Below are 13,644 nucleotides of genomic sequence, written 5' to 3'. Positions count from 1 at the left end.
GGTAATATTGTTACTGAGTACTTAGTACTCAGCACTCCTTACTCTTGCAATTCAATTTTGCTGTATTACAAGTTGCCACAATTTGATGGTCTTGTCCCTGCTGCTACTAGCAATCATTTGGGCAACAGGGTTAACAGCAACAGCACACACTGAGTCTAAATGACTGGCAAGAGTCACAATTTCTTCTGTTGTGCTTACCTTCCACAACTTGATGGTTTTATCCCAACTGGCACTAATCAGTGTTTCGTTATCGGCGGTGAAAGTCACTGCAACTACAGACCAGGAATGGCCTAAAAGTGTGCTGATTAGCTGACCACTGTTGATATCCCACAATTTTATAGTATTGTCATCGCTGCCTGTTGCCAAAATTTTGCCATCTGGGCTAAAAGCGATCGCCAAAACCGCCCTTGTATGTCCTGAAAGTGTTTTGAGTAAGGTATATCTTGGGTGGTTTTGTGTTATCTGCCATAGGCGAATTGTTCTGTCAAAACTGGCGCTGGCTAAAATCTCTCCCTGGGGACTAAATGCTACTGCACTCACTTGTAATTGGTGTGCTTTGAGGGCATAAATTTCTTTACCAGTGATAACATCCCACAGTTTGACTTGCTTGTCCCAACTCCCACTGGCGAGAATTTGCCCATTAGGGCTAAAACTTACAGATTTGACAGGGTTTGTATGTCCATTTAAGGTGAAAACTTCCCTAGATGTTGGGAGATGCCACAATTTGATGGTTTTATCGTCGCTAGCCGTGGCTAGAATCTCTCCCTGGGGACTAAAAGTTACTGAGGTGACAGCCAGAGAATGTCCTGAGAAGCAGGCGAGTAATTTTTGTGTGCTTAATTCCCACAATCTGATGATTTTGTCATCACCACCACTAGCTAATATATTCCCGTCAGGGCTAATGGTGAGGGAGTTAGTACAATTATCTCCTGTGAGGGTATGTAGGCATTGCCACGGGGACTGTGGGGATGGGTAATGTAGTATTTTGGCTTCTATACCCATTGCCTGCATCACTTCATCTGCTGATTGCAAGCGTTGATGAACTGATTTTTGGATAAGTTTGTTGAGTATTTTAGTTAGGCGATCGCTTATTCTAGTTGTCAGATATTGTTGCCACACCCAACAATCGTTAGCAATATCGAATAAATCAAAGGGTGACACCAAGGTAAGTAGGTGGATGCAGGTCACCCCCAAGCTATAAAGGTCGCTGGCGAATACTGCTTTACCTTTGATTTGTTCTGGTGCAGCATACTCAGGACTACCAACACCCAGTTCATCAGTTACTTGGTCAGTCCTTGAGATAATCTGCACATGACCAAAATCCACCAATACCAAATTTGTAGAATCTGGTGTCAGTTGTCGGATAATGTTTTCTGGTTTAATATCACCGTGGATCAATCGGCGATCGCTCATCAATTTTAGGATTGGCAATAAATTCGTTAAAAGTTGCCAGACTTGAGTTTCATTAAAAGCGCCTTCTTCTTTAACCACCTGCGCTAAATTAGCACCCGCAATAAATTCCTGTACCAAATAATAGTTATCTTGATCCCGAAAATAAGCTAATAAAGTTGGTAGCTGTGCATTTCGCCCTAATTCTTCAATATATTGAATTTTTTGCCCAAAATTCTCAGATATCTTTCCATTAACAGGAAATTTCTGCACAATACAATAAATCGGTGGAGATATACCCTGATCAACAGCAAAATAGGTTTGGCACAATCGCCCCCGACTCATCAAATTTATTAAACAATAACGATTTTGTAAAAGATTTAAAATAGTCAAGTCGCTTCGCTCCAATTCAAAATTCAAAATTCAAAATTAAAGACCCCACGGATAAATCCGGGGGCTTGTATCCTTTTTTTGTTCGGTCAATTCTATTCCTTATTACTTTGTTAGTTCTGAGGTTATGTAGCACTTTAGTGCTGAGGAAATCATGAATCAAGTCCTGACCACGAAATGGCTTACCCATCCCATGATGTACTGTTTGGAAAAATCCTCCCCTGGGTTTTTGGCTCATATTTTTGAAGAAATGTTACACTAATATATAAAGTTTCAGTAAAAAATATGACTGCATCTATCAAAAGGAGTAACATTAACAATAGTTTAATAATTTGCTTTGACAATTAACAATTTAGTGTTCAGCAATCACTGTATAATTAGCCCCGAACAACTATGCAGCTTTTAGTTACTCATAGATGCTCAAAGATTATTTCTCAGTGAAAACATTTAATCGCTTTTGGAAATAGTTATATTTTATACAATAATGAATAAGCGATTACCGCTATTCTAGATCGCTGGTGTACAAGCGTACAAACACTATCAAAATAAAGTGTCAGAGCCTTTTAAATAAGTGGAATTTCCAGTTAAATTCCCTCAGCAATTTACAAAAATCTGGCAATGGTTTTTACGCGTGGCAAAGTGTACAAAAATCATCTGAACCTTCAGACAAACAAAGGCTTCTCAAAGCCAACAAAAGATTCTCTCAGTGAATGTGAGGCTGTAAATTCATACTTTACACCAGAATTTCAGTCTTATGAAAAATCCATATTAGAATTACAAGAAATAATTGATTTATTAGCTGAAATCAACCCATTTCCCGTAGCAATTATTGATTTAGAAAGCCATCAAATTTTATTTCAGAATAAGCTGGTTAATAACCCGGTATTTCAGCAAATAATTCCCGATTTTTTGGCTGATTCAGATTTATGGACTCAGTTAAATAGCAAATTAGAAACTGGTGATTTTATTAGTAACTTGGGGCTAGAATTTAAAAGCAGTGATAAAAACAGATTTTTAGCTATAATTTCCGGCAAAATAGTGAATTATGAGAATAAACAAGCAGTATTCTTAGTATTTACAGATGTCAATACCGTCCTTGTCACTAGTGAGGAACAACAAAAAGATACATTAGTAAAACTAGAACTTAGCCATTTAATTGCTGATCCGAGTGATAGCCAGGGATTACCTACGATCCAACATAACCTATGGCCTGCTCCTTCGCATTTGATGGAACAGGCGTTAGCTGCTACCAGTAATGGGATTGTGTTGACAGATGCCAATCAACCAGATAATCCCATTATCTATGTAAATCCAGGTTTTGAAGCTATGACTGGCTACTCGGCTAGTGAAGTTGTTGGGCAAAACTGCCGACTTTTACAAGCTCATGAAACAGATCAGCCAGGTCTTAGCGAGTTACGTGCTGCCCTCCAAGAACAGAAAGAATGCCATGTCATTATCAAAAATTTCCGCAAAGATGGCACCGAATTTTGGAATGAACTCTACATTGCACCTGTATTTGATAGTTATGGGCAGTTAACTCATTTTATCGGTATTCAGAACGATATAACTCAACATCTACAGGCATTAGAGACATTACAAGAACAGAAAGAACAGTATCGCCGCATTGTAGAAACCGCCAGTGAGGGAATTTGGTTACTCAATCGCAATAACGAAACTACCTTCGTCAATCAACAGATGGCGACTATGTTGGGTTACACCATTGAAGAAATGCTGGGTGAAAGCTTGTTTTCCTTTATGGATGCCGAAGGTGTAGATATAGCTCAAGACTTACTATTAGGCCGTCGGCAAGGCATTCAAGAGAAACACAACTTTAAATTCCGTCGCAAAGATGGCTCAGACTTATGGGCAATTATTTCCTGTACGCCGTTATTCGATGAGCAAGGAAACTATACTGGCGCGTTGGGAATGTTGACTAATATTAGCGATGTCTACGACGAGCTGCGCCTACGCAAACAAGCAGAAAACGCATTGCAAGAAAGCAAAGAACGTCTAGACGGAATTTTAAATTCCCTGGAAGTCGTAATTTGGTCAATTGCAGCAGATACTTTTGAAATTCTTTATCTGAATTCTGCGGTAGTTCAAGTTTATGGTCGTTCTGTTGATGAATTTTACAATAACTCCAATTTGTGGTTTGAGCTAATTCACCCAGAAGACCAGCAAAGGGTGAATCAATCAATTAAACCATTATTGGCGAATGGTAGCCACGAACTAGAATACAGAATCCTCCGGCAAGATGGACAGGTACGCTGGCTTTATAACCACAGTCATGTGATTTATGACGCTGTTGGTCAGCCAATTCGTATTGAAGGTGTTGCTACGGATATTACTGAGCGGAAAAACATGGAAGAGCGGCTAGTCTACCATGCTTTTTACGATGATCTGACTGGATTGCCCAACCGAGTTTTATTTATGGATCGGTTAGCGCAAACCATTAACCAAGCCAAAGAATCACCGAATGATCTATTTGCCGTACTATTTTTGGATCTTGACCGTTTTAAAGTTGTGAATGATAGTTTAAGTCACTTAGTTGGTGATCAACTACTAGTAAGTTTTGCTCAACGCTTACAAAGTTGCTTACAACCAGAAGATACTCTGGCTCGTTTGGGCGGAGATGAGTTCGCAATTTTACTATCTCACATTCAATCTATCGATGATGCAACCCATATAGCTGAAAAGATTCATCAGGCACTCAAGTTACCATTTAACTTGAGCGGATATGAAGTATTTACAACTGTCAGCATTGGCATTGCTTTTAGCACAAACGATTATATTCAAGCCGCAGATTTGCTGCGAGACGCTGATACTGCGCTTTACTGCGCTAAGGAGCAAGGTAAAGCTTGGCACATAGTATTCGATTCTACTATGTATGACCGAGCAGTAGCTCTGTTGCAGTTAGAAACTGATTTGCGTTGGGCGATCGCTAGGCAAGAGTTGTATGTTGTTTACCAACCCATTGTCTCAGTCGCCACAGGTAAAATTACCGGATTTGAAGCACTAGTTCGCTGGGAACACCCAGAAAGAGGACTAATCTCACCAGTCGAGTTTATTCCTGTAGCCGAAGAAACAGGACTGATTATTCAGATTGGTCAGTTTGTGTTGCGGGAATCTTGCCAACAATTAAAACAATGGCATTTAGAGTTTCCTGAGTTCCAGCATTTGAGTATCAACGTCAATCTTTCTGGTAAACAGTTTTCCCAACCATATTTAGTTGAGGAGATTGAGCAACTGTTACAAGAATTTGAGCTAGACGCTAACAGCATCAAGTTAGAAATTACAGAAAGCGCCATTATGGCTAGTCCTGAACAAGCTGCTACTATTCTTCAACAATTAAAAACTTTAGGGATTCAGTTGTGTATTGATGACTTTGGTACAGGTTATTCATCTTTAGCTTATTTACACTGTTTCCCCATTGATGTTTTAAAAATTGACCGTTCTTTTACGAAGCGAATTGATAGCGATAGTGAGCAATTGGCAATTATCCGTGCTATTGTCACACTTGCTAATAATTTGGAAATGAGTGTAGTGGCTGAAGGTGTAGAAACAGTAAACCAGTTGGTACAATTACAGTTATTAAAATGTGACCAAGCCCAAGGATATTTGTTCTCAAAACCCTTAAGTAGTGACAAAGTTAGCTTGTTATTGGCTGCAAAAATAGAATTTTAGAACACAAAATCTTGGCTTGTCCGCCATATTCAGTTTGGAATCAGAAAATTCTACAGAAACAACGAGCGATCGCGTCAACCTATAGGTGTTTTCCCGTTAACCTCAATTTTTATGGCTGAATGCCTTATCCTCTATACATTTAAATGCAGTTGACCTCTTCCAACGGTTGACGCAACTCCTGAAAGTAATCCCTATTAGGGATTGAAACTCTAATGATTTCAGATTTGATTAAATGTGAAATTGTTGCAACACCATATAATCCCTATTAGGGATTGAAACAGCTTTATCAATTGCGCTATTAGCTGTACGAATTGCACCTACTGTTGCAACACCATATAATCCCTATTAGGGATTGAAACTTACGTGGGATAACTCAAAAAATCCCACACTTGAAGTTGCAACACCATATAATCCCTATTAGGGATTGAAACGCCGGCGCGCAGGGTAGCGGCATTCCCATTAACGGTAGAGTTGCAACACCATATAATCCCTATTAGGGATTGAAACAGTGCAACCAGCACAAATCCCAATTTACGCAAAATTGTTGCAACACCACATAACCCATATTAGTGATAGTTGTCACAAAATCCAGATTATCTTCCCAACGCCCAAAGCCCGATTAAGTCTTGACTTGTTCCCTGTATACCCTGGGTGTAATACCCATGAGTTTACGAAATACATTTGTGAAGTGGCTTTGGCTTTGAAAGCCGACTTGGGTGCATATTTGCTCTATGGTTTTGTTAGTGCTACCCAGTAACTTTTTTGCTCGCTCAATTCGGCAATTCATCACATACTGATGTGGTGCAAAACCTGTTGATTGCTTAAATTGGCGCGAAAAGTAATACATACTCATCCCTACTGCTGTGGAAATATCGACCAAAGTCAAATCTTGGTCAAGATTTTCATGAATGTAGGAAATTGCTTGTCTGAGTTTCCAGTGTGAAAGCCCTTTATGATGATGGTTGTCAATGATGGTTCCACCTGTTACACAATAGTGTTTGAGTAGGTGAATACAAAGGGTGGTCGTCAGGGATTCAATGTAAATGCTACTGCCTTTATGCTCAGATTCTAGTTCTGTTTGGAGTGCTAGCCCAATTTGTTGAATTAAAGGATCTGGTGCAGCAAAACGAGGTTTTATTTCAATTTTCTGTAAATCTCCAGCTTCTATCACCATACGTGTAAAAAAAGCTGGTTCCACACTGAGGACTAAAAATTTTGTTTCTGATTGCCAGCGTGATATGTGATGAGTTTGGGCAGGAATGATTGCCACATCGCCCTTAGCTATATTCTCATACTGCAAACGCCCATCAAGTATGCGCTCTAAACGGACTATTTGCTGGTCTAAGCTAACAGTGAGGACGTGTTGCTGTGGGCTGTGTTCTGGAGTTTCATGGCCAGGCTGTTGGTGAACATCTAACCGTAGACCTTGCCATTGGGCATGATAACTAGAAACCAGGGGCGATCGCGGTAGAATTTCTGTATAGGCATCTTCTTGAGTAAAATCAACACTTAAGATTTTCTCTTCCGACATCATTCTCACCCCAAGGTTTTGGGTTTTGGTGTAACAGTATATTCAGTATTTCAGACTGACTAAATACGCCAAAAATCAAGTTTGTAAAAGCAATTGGCAATTTAACTGAAATTTACTGAATAAATACTATATTAAAATACTTTGTGTACTTAATACTTAAATCAATACAGAATTATAGTTATGAGTTCAATAAGTTACTACGTTATCTATGATGGCAATTGTAATCTCTGCGTTACTTTAGTAAAATTGCTAGAAACCTTAGACCAAGGTAAGATTTTCCATTATATCCCCATGCAGGATGAACAGGCGATCGCTCAATGGGAAATTACGCCTCAAGGTTGTGAACTAGGAGTAATTTTAATTGATGCTAAGGAGCCGCAACGACGTTGGCAAGGAAGCGACGCAGCCGAAGAAATTGGTCGTTTATTGCCCCTTGGTAGTATTTTTGTCGATGCTTATCGAGCTTTACCGGGGGTGAAATGGGTAGGCGATCGCGTTTATGCCCAAGTCCGCGATAACCGTTATACTCTCTTTGGTCAGCGTTCTTGTACTTACCATTCACCATATAAAACTGCTCAAGGGACTTCCAGATAAAAAAATATCCCAAATGTAGGGTGCGTCAGTATGAATATTTTCTTGATACAGCTAGGTTTTCTCCCACTGACGCACCCTACTAACTTATAGAACCGCTCAATAAGTAATTAGTAATTGGTGATTGCGAAGAAGAGTTTACCCATTACCCATTACCATAATTAATTCATTGCCTAGCAGTAGACAAATTCCCCGAAAGCCGATTCCGAATTACTTTTAATTGCTCTTGGCTACTGATTGGGGATCGTGGTGTGGGTAGTTCAGTATTCGGCCAACCCGGTAAACTACCACAGGGGCAGGATAACGGAGGCATACCGAGATTTCGCATCGGTACTGGCATAGCACAACGACCACAAGCTATCATGTCCCATCCGGGGGTTAGCAGCTCGGCAATAGTTTCTTCTGTCCCTTCTAGATAACAGTCACCAGTTGAGGGTGAGAGAATCGTTTGCCAACAGTCTTCAAATTCTTGACTATAGCGATCGCCTTGGAATATAGGTTGAGGCAACAAGTGTGTCCCCTCATTACCGACCACTACTTTCTTGCCCAACTGAAACCAGTAGGCAAGATATATTTTTACTTCTTCTTTGGTTGCCATACCACGATCTTACAATCGGTATTAGGGAATTTTGCAGACTAACTACTTAATTTTCTATTAAGAAAGTGTCTGACTTTGCACAGCAAAATAATAATCAAGTTCTCTTAATATTTTTTAATCAATTCTTAATTATTCATCATCTATTGAGTCTGGTAATCGTGTTCCCAAAGCGGTGAGATTGAGTGCATAACCGCCAGTGACTAAGTAAACGCTATCGCACATCCCACCTAATTGGCGGACTAAAGCACCAAGGCGATCGCGGAATTTTCTTCCTAAAGGGTATGCTGGCACTATACCCCAACCAGTTTCTTCCGCCACAAATACCATATCAGCCGCAACTAGCTGTACTGTTACCAAAAATTCGGCTACGGTACTTGCCCAACTAACTTCATCTTGTTCTAAAAGATTCGCTACCCAAGTTCCCAGAGAATCCACAAGAACACAACTGTTAGCCTTGGTATTTGCCAGGGTCGCAGATAATGTAGTTGGAACTTCTAGGGTTACCCAATCTTGAGGACGGCGGTTTTGATGTTGTTGAATACGTTCTTGCCATTCTGCGTCATCTGGGTTTCTAGTGGCTGTAGCCACGTAAATCACCGTTTTCCCTGACTCTCTTGCCCAAGTCTCTGCCCATTCACTTTTTCCAGACCTAGCAGGCCCTGTAATTAAGATCACTTGTCCCAAAGTTGTTTCCTCAATTGATTTTTCAGATTAATTTCCTTTTTGGAAGGGTGTAATACCAATTCAAAATTCAAAATACCCTACGGGAAGGCAAGCCTACAAAATTCAAAATTAAGAAACCTATATTTTGCAAAGGTTTCTGGGTTCGGATTTGTATCACAATTTTAGTGAAATGGTATAAGGATTTTATACACCCATAAACCTAAACCCCCATACCCCTTACATTGAGAAAATTTAGTGTAAATAAATAACTTTTAAGAGATAAAATTATCACCAGCATTATTTATGCCAAAATTGGCACAAGCTAAAAAATCTTAACACCCCCATTTTTAATTATTAAATAGCTTTGGGGAACGTAGATTTGAGGAATAGGTATATGAAAGCAGGCATAAAACGCATTGAGGCAACTTTACATGATTTGGGGACAAAGGACACTGCTGCGACAGAAGTAAGTGATTCTACAAAACGTCCACTATCTTTTAGGATTAGTGTTGCGGGTAAAGACACAGCTGAAAGTGAAGGTAACAGCCCAGAACAAAGGCAAAATCTGGACATAGATACTCAGGTTGAGTATTCGCCTGAACAGAATTTATTTCCCCACCATAGTTCTGTGCAGACTTTTCCAGCGCAAGAGGGGCTGGGCAAAACACCAAGCTTGCCGAAATTTAAAACACCTACATTCAGTAGTCATCGCCACGGCGCAAACCCGGCGTTGGCGATGAATATGTTGCAAGAAATTCAAGAAATAGTTGCTGGTTGGCAGCAAGAATTACAAAATATACTACAACAAATTCAAGATATTTACTTAGAAGGGCCAATTGTTAATGGTTGGCTAGAATCCAATCCTAGCGAAGCTGAAGCTGGTGGTACTGCTACGTTACGCCATGCAGAAGTTGACCAACTGATGAATTACGTAGAAGAAATTTGTGCTAATGATGGGAAAGTACCTCATCAAACTCCCCGTACTGGTTATCATCTTTGTGGGTTGGATAATTCTGGTAGAGTTTGGTCGCGCCCATGTCCAGCAGATCAGTTGGCTAGTGTGAGTATGGCGATCGCCCGTTACCAAAAATTACGTCAATTTTTGGGACGTAAGCAATATCTAGAAACTCGCCTTAGTCAACTAGCTGAAACCCTCGTAGTTTTACATAGTCACATTCAACAAACCTGAACTCATAACATTATTTCCGCAAAAACGCGGTTGGTAAGGAGGAAAGCTAAGTATAGATTAAGTTTCAGTAGTTAAGGGCAAAATTTAAGATTGATTAGCCGCTCAATAATCATCAATAGGACTTACTTCGAGTTAGATTAATTACGAATTACAAATTACGAGCGAACGTAAAATCCACCACCAATAACCATGCCAGATCCGCAAATCTCTGCCATTATCTGTACACACAATCGAGATACCTATCTAGGTGCAGCGATTGATAGCTTGTTAGTGCAAGATTTTGCTGGTGAGTTTGAAGTTGTGGTCATAGACAACGGATCTAGCGATCGCACCCGTGAAGTAGTCGAGCAAAGAGCAGGTGATCCTCGTTTAAAATATGTCTTTGAACCCACCATTGGTTTATCTGTAGCCAGAAACACTGGTGCTAAATTTGCCAAGTCCGAAATTCTGGCTTACTTGGATGATGATGCAGTTGCTAGTACTCGCTGGTTACAGGTATTGTACTCTGCCTATCAAAACTATCCTCAACTAGCGATCGCTGGTGGTAAAGTCACCCTCCTATGGCCTCCAGATACCCAGCCACCAAGGTGGTTATCTTCTGGGTTAGCAGGAAACTTGGGAGCCTATGACTTAGGGGACAAAGTGATTTACATTGAGCAACCAGGCTTAACACCAAGGGGATTGAATTACTCCATCCGCCGGACTTTTCTCGAAGAAATTGGAGGTTTTGACCCTCATCTTGGTCGCATCGGCAAAAACCTCCTATCCAATGAGGAACTACAAATGACAGAACTAGCGCTCACAGGGGGTTGGCAAGTTGCTTATCTTCCAGAAGCTTTGGTTGCTCACAACGTTGCGCCAGAACGCCTCAATCGCTCCTGGTTTTTAAATCGGGGTTGGTGGCAAGGAATTAGTGAGTGTTATCGAGAACAACTATCAGGGAAAGCCGGCGTTGGACAGTTATCAAGGGGTGGGGAACGGTTAGTGCGTGGCTTGTATAAAGCATTGCGATATTTTTCTAATCCAGCAGAACGTTTTGATAACTTGGTATATGCTTATGGTCAAATAGGTTACTTAAATGCTGTCCTTCAAGGTTTGCTGTTTACAGCTAATAATAAAAGTAGTCAATAGTCCCTTAAACTAAATTATATATGTCTTCCAAAGTTCCCGTTTCTGTACTCATTCCCGCCAAAAATGAACAGGCAAATCTGCCAGCCTGTCTTGATAGCCTACAAAGAGCAGATGAGATATTTATTGTAGATTCTCAAAGTACTGATAAAAGCATTGAAATTGCCAAAAACTATGGTGTAAACCTAGTACAGTTCTACTTTAATGGACGCTGGCCGAAAAAGAAGAATTGGTCTTTAGATAACCTGCCATTTCGCAACGAGTGGGTATTAATTGTAGATTGCGATGAGCGTATTCCCAATCAATTGTGGGATGAAATTGCCCAAGTAATCAAAACAGAAGAACATACAGGTTACTATCTCAATCGTCGTGTATTTTTCTTAGGTAAGTGGATTCGCTACGGTGGCAAGTATCCTGATTGGAATCTGCGGTTATTTAAGCATAAATTAGGTCGCTACGAAAATCTGCATACCGAAGATGTACCAAATACTGGTGATAACGAAGTTCATGAACACGTTGTCATGCAGGGTAAAGTTGGTTATCTCAAAGAAGATATGCTCCATGAAGATTTCCGCGACATTTACCATTGGTTAGAAAGACACAATCGTTATTCCAACTGGGAAGCTCGCGTTTATTACAACCTGATTACAGGTCAAGATGATAGCGATACTATTGGAGCCAATTTATTTGGTGAAGCCGTACAACGCAAGCGCTTTCTCAAGAGGGTCTGGGTACGTCTGCCGTTTAAGCCACTCTTAAGGTTTATTTTGTTCTATGTTATTCGCTTAGGTTTTTTAGATGGTCGAGCCGGATATATTTATGGCAGGCTACTCAGTCAATATGAATATCAAATTGGCGTTAAACTCTACGAATTACGTAATTGTGGTGGTACATTAAATACTGCAAATACTTCTAATTCTATCCCGCCATCTCTTACCCAAGAAATCGAGAAATCTACAACTTAGAAGATGCGGGGGAGATGACTGTTGACTAATGACTAACGACAAACCTTTTGTAGATTTACGCCAGTATGACCAATCTTGGTTTGATCGGGGGCGTTCAGCTTGGTATATTTTGTTATGGTGGTTGGTGCAGGCGATCGCCTTTCCTCTGACTCCCCATCCTTCTAGTAACATCCGTTGTTGGCTATTACGTCTGTTTGGTGCGCGGATTGGTAAAGGTGTGGTAGTTCGTCCCACTGCACGTTTTACTTTCCCCTGGAAAGTCACCATCGGAGATTACAGTTGGGTTGGCGATGATGTAGTTTTCTACAGTCTAGATGAAATTCACATCGGTCAACACTGCGTAATTTCCCAGAAAAGTTACCTGTGTACAGGTAGCCATGATATCCAAGACCCGACATTCAGATTAAAGGTAGCCGGGATTACCATTGGCAACGGTGCTTGGGTCGCCACAGATTGTTTCATCGCGCCAGGGGTGCAAATAGGAGCTAACGCCGTGATTGGCGCTCGTAGCAGTGTTTTTACTAGTATGCCTCCTGGGCAGGTTTGCTGGGGTAGCCCTTGCCGTCCTCAGCATCCCAGGTTGAAGGAGTGAGGGAGGAGGGAGCAGAGGGAGCAGGGGAGGCAGGGGAGGCAGAGGGGAATTTTTGAATTTTGAATTTTGAATTGATTCCTCCCCAATCCCCTACTGAAGTTTACGAGAAACCATAGGTTTGGCTACAATATCATCCAAACTAATGCTGGTGAGTAATCGCCGCCAATTTTCTTGGATGGCTGGGTCTTGAGGATTTGTTTGCAGCATTTGAAACAGTGTGTTGGCTGCCTCGAACCAAATGCCATTTTCCCCATAGATGGCTACTTGTTGTAACGGTGATGCTGTTTCCAGTTGCTTGGTCGTTTCTGGTTTAAGCTGGACTCTTTGAACGACTCCTTCAACATAAATTGGGGGTGCTGGATTTTGTTGGTCGCACTCTACGGTGAAAAACCAACGATATTGCTTATCTACAGCTAAACTGGGAGCATCCGCAGGCAGAGAAACGCTAATAATTCCTGGTTTTTCAGGTAGAGCGATCGCCTTTTGGTAAATAATATTTGTATCCTGGTCTTGCAAAACAAATTCTGTCGGATAGCCAGAATCTTTGGCATACGGCACATAAAACAAAAATGTCGGATGTGCCTTTGTTGTTAATCCCCAGACATTGGTGACTGTGGGAGCATCTTGAGTGAATGGTACTAAAGCTGTGAGTTGAGGTTCAACCGATGGGCAAGTACCCCGTTTAGCACCACCACGAACACGCCCACCAGGACGACGTTCTGAACTAGGTAGAGGTGGTTGAACAAAGGTGTTTTTTTTGTGAGCAGTACTTATATTGTTATTGTTTCGTGGGTTAACAGGTGTTGTTGCTAATACCTAGGACTTACGCATTGACAAAATGGCAAAAGAGTGGATTGATAAAAAGTATCATCTACTCACTAGGTATCGAACAATCAGAGAAATCAGCAAACCCTCGACAGCACA

11 protein-coding genes are annotated in these 13,644 nt (G+C 40.9%); 6 read left to right on the top strand and 5 right to left on the bottom strand.

Features of this window, described 5'->3' with window-relative positions; all coding sequences use genetic code 11:
- Positions 1 to 51: 51 nt before the first annotated feature.
- Entirely contained in the window at positions 52 to 1,734 is a 1,683-nt protein-coding gene (locus tag H6G14_RS24370; RefSeq protein WP_190570449.1) for a serine/threonine-protein kinase, read from the bottom strand.
- Between the two features lie 663 nt (positions 1,735 to 2,397).
- Here H6G14_RS24370 and H6G14_RS24365 point away from each other — a divergent pair.
- Positions 2,398 to 5,463 (top strand): sensor domain-containing protein, encoded by a 3,066-nt coding sequence (locus H6G14_RS24365; RefSeq protein WP_190570401.1) that lies wholly within the window; start codon positions 2,398 to 2,400, stop codon positions 5,461 to 5,463.
- A gap of 619 nt (positions 5,464 to 6,082) precedes the next feature.
- On the opposite strand, the gene H6G14_RS24360 is transcribed toward H6G14_RS24365, so the two are convergent.
- The gene (locus H6G14_RS24360; protein ID WP_190570447.1) at positions 6,083 to 6,994 is read right to left on the bottom strand and encodes an AraC family transcriptional regulator; all 912 of its coding nucleotides are present in this window, start codon (positions 6,992 to 6,994) and stop codon (positions 6,083 to 6,085) included.
- Between the two features lie 189 nt (positions 6,995 to 7,183).
- On the opposite strand from H6G14_RS24360, the gene H6G14_RS24355 reads away from it, so the two are divergent.
- Positions 7,184 to 7,588 (top strand): DCC1-like thiol-disulfide oxidoreductase family protein, encoded by a 405-nt coding sequence (locus H6G14_RS24355; protein WP_190570444.1) that lies wholly within the window; start codon positions 7,184 to 7,186, stop codon positions 7,586 to 7,588.
- Positions 7,589 to 7,751: 163 nt separating this feature from the next.
- Here the strand turns inward: H6G14_RS24355 and H6G14_RS24350 are convergent, their stop codons facing one another.
- Both H6G14_RS24350 and cobU read right to left on the bottom strand, forming a co-directional pair.
- Complete coding sequence (locus H6G14_RS24350) at positions 7,752 to 8,183, bottom strand: hypothetical protein (protein WP_190570399.1); 432 nt, start codon at positions 8,181 to 8,183, stop codon at positions 7,752 to 7,754.
- Between the two features lie 129 nt (positions 8,184 to 8,312).
- Positions 8,313 to 8,867, bottom strand: a complete 555-nt coding sequence (cobU, locus tag H6G14_RS24345) for a bifunctional adenosylcobinamide kinase/adenosylcobinamide-phosphate guanylyltransferase (protein ID WP_190570398.1) — start codon at positions 8,865 to 8,867, stop codon at positions 8,313 to 8,315.
- 373 nt (positions 8,868 to 9,240) lie between these two features.
- Here cobU and H6G14_RS24340 point away from each other — a divergent pair, with 373 nt between their 5' ends.
- The 4 genes from H6G14_RS24340 (at position 9,241) to hpsU (ending at position 12,720) form a co-directional block, all read left to right on the top strand.
- Positions 9,241 to 10,035 carry a hypothetical protein gene (locus tag H6G14_RS24340; protein ID WP_190570395.1) on the top strand — a complete coding sequence of 265 codons (795 nt, stop codon included), beginning with the start codon at positions 9,241 to 9,243 and terminating at the stop codon, positions 10,033 to 10,035.
- A gap of 189 nt (positions 10,036 to 10,224) precedes the next feature.
- Entirely contained in the window at positions 10,225 to 11,166 is a 942-nt protein-coding gene (locus tag H6G14_RS24335; RefSeq protein WP_190570393.1) for a glycosyltransferase family 2 protein, read from the top strand.
- A 20-nt stretch (positions 11,167 to 11,186) separates the two neighbouring features.
- On the top strand, positions 11,187 to 12,128 hold the full coding sequence (locus tag H6G14_RS24330; protein WP_190570391.1) for a glycosyltransferase family 2 protein: 942 nt from the start codon (positions 11,187 to 11,189) through the stop codon (positions 12,126 to 12,128).
- A gap of 28 nt (positions 12,129 to 12,156) precedes the next feature.
- A complete protein-coding gene (hpsU, locus tag H6G14_RS24325; protein ID WP_190570389.1) occupies positions 12,157 to 12,720 on the top strand; it encodes a hormogonium polysaccharide biosynthesis acetyltransferase HpsU in 564 nt (187 codons plus the stop codon).
- A 90-nt stretch (positions 12,721 to 12,810) separates the two neighbouring features.
- On the opposite strand, the gene H6G14_RS24320 is transcribed toward hpsU, so the two are convergent.
- On the bottom strand, positions 12,811 to 13,494 hold the full coding sequence (locus H6G14_RS24320; protein ID WP_338421215.1) for a DUF928 domain-containing protein: 684 nt from the start codon (positions 13,492 to 13,494) through the stop codon (positions 12,811 to 12,813).
- Positions 13,495 to 13,644 lie beyond the last annotated feature (150 nt).

The organism is Nostoc parmelioides FACHB-3921 (genome assembly GCF_014696625.1).
GTDB classification, from domain to species: Bacteria; Cyanobacteriota; Cyanobacteriia; order Cyanobacteriales; family Nostocaceae; genus Trichormus; species Trichormus parmelioides.
Note: the sequence above shows the minus strand (reverse complement) of the source record. Positions and strands in the feature narration are given on the sequence as shown.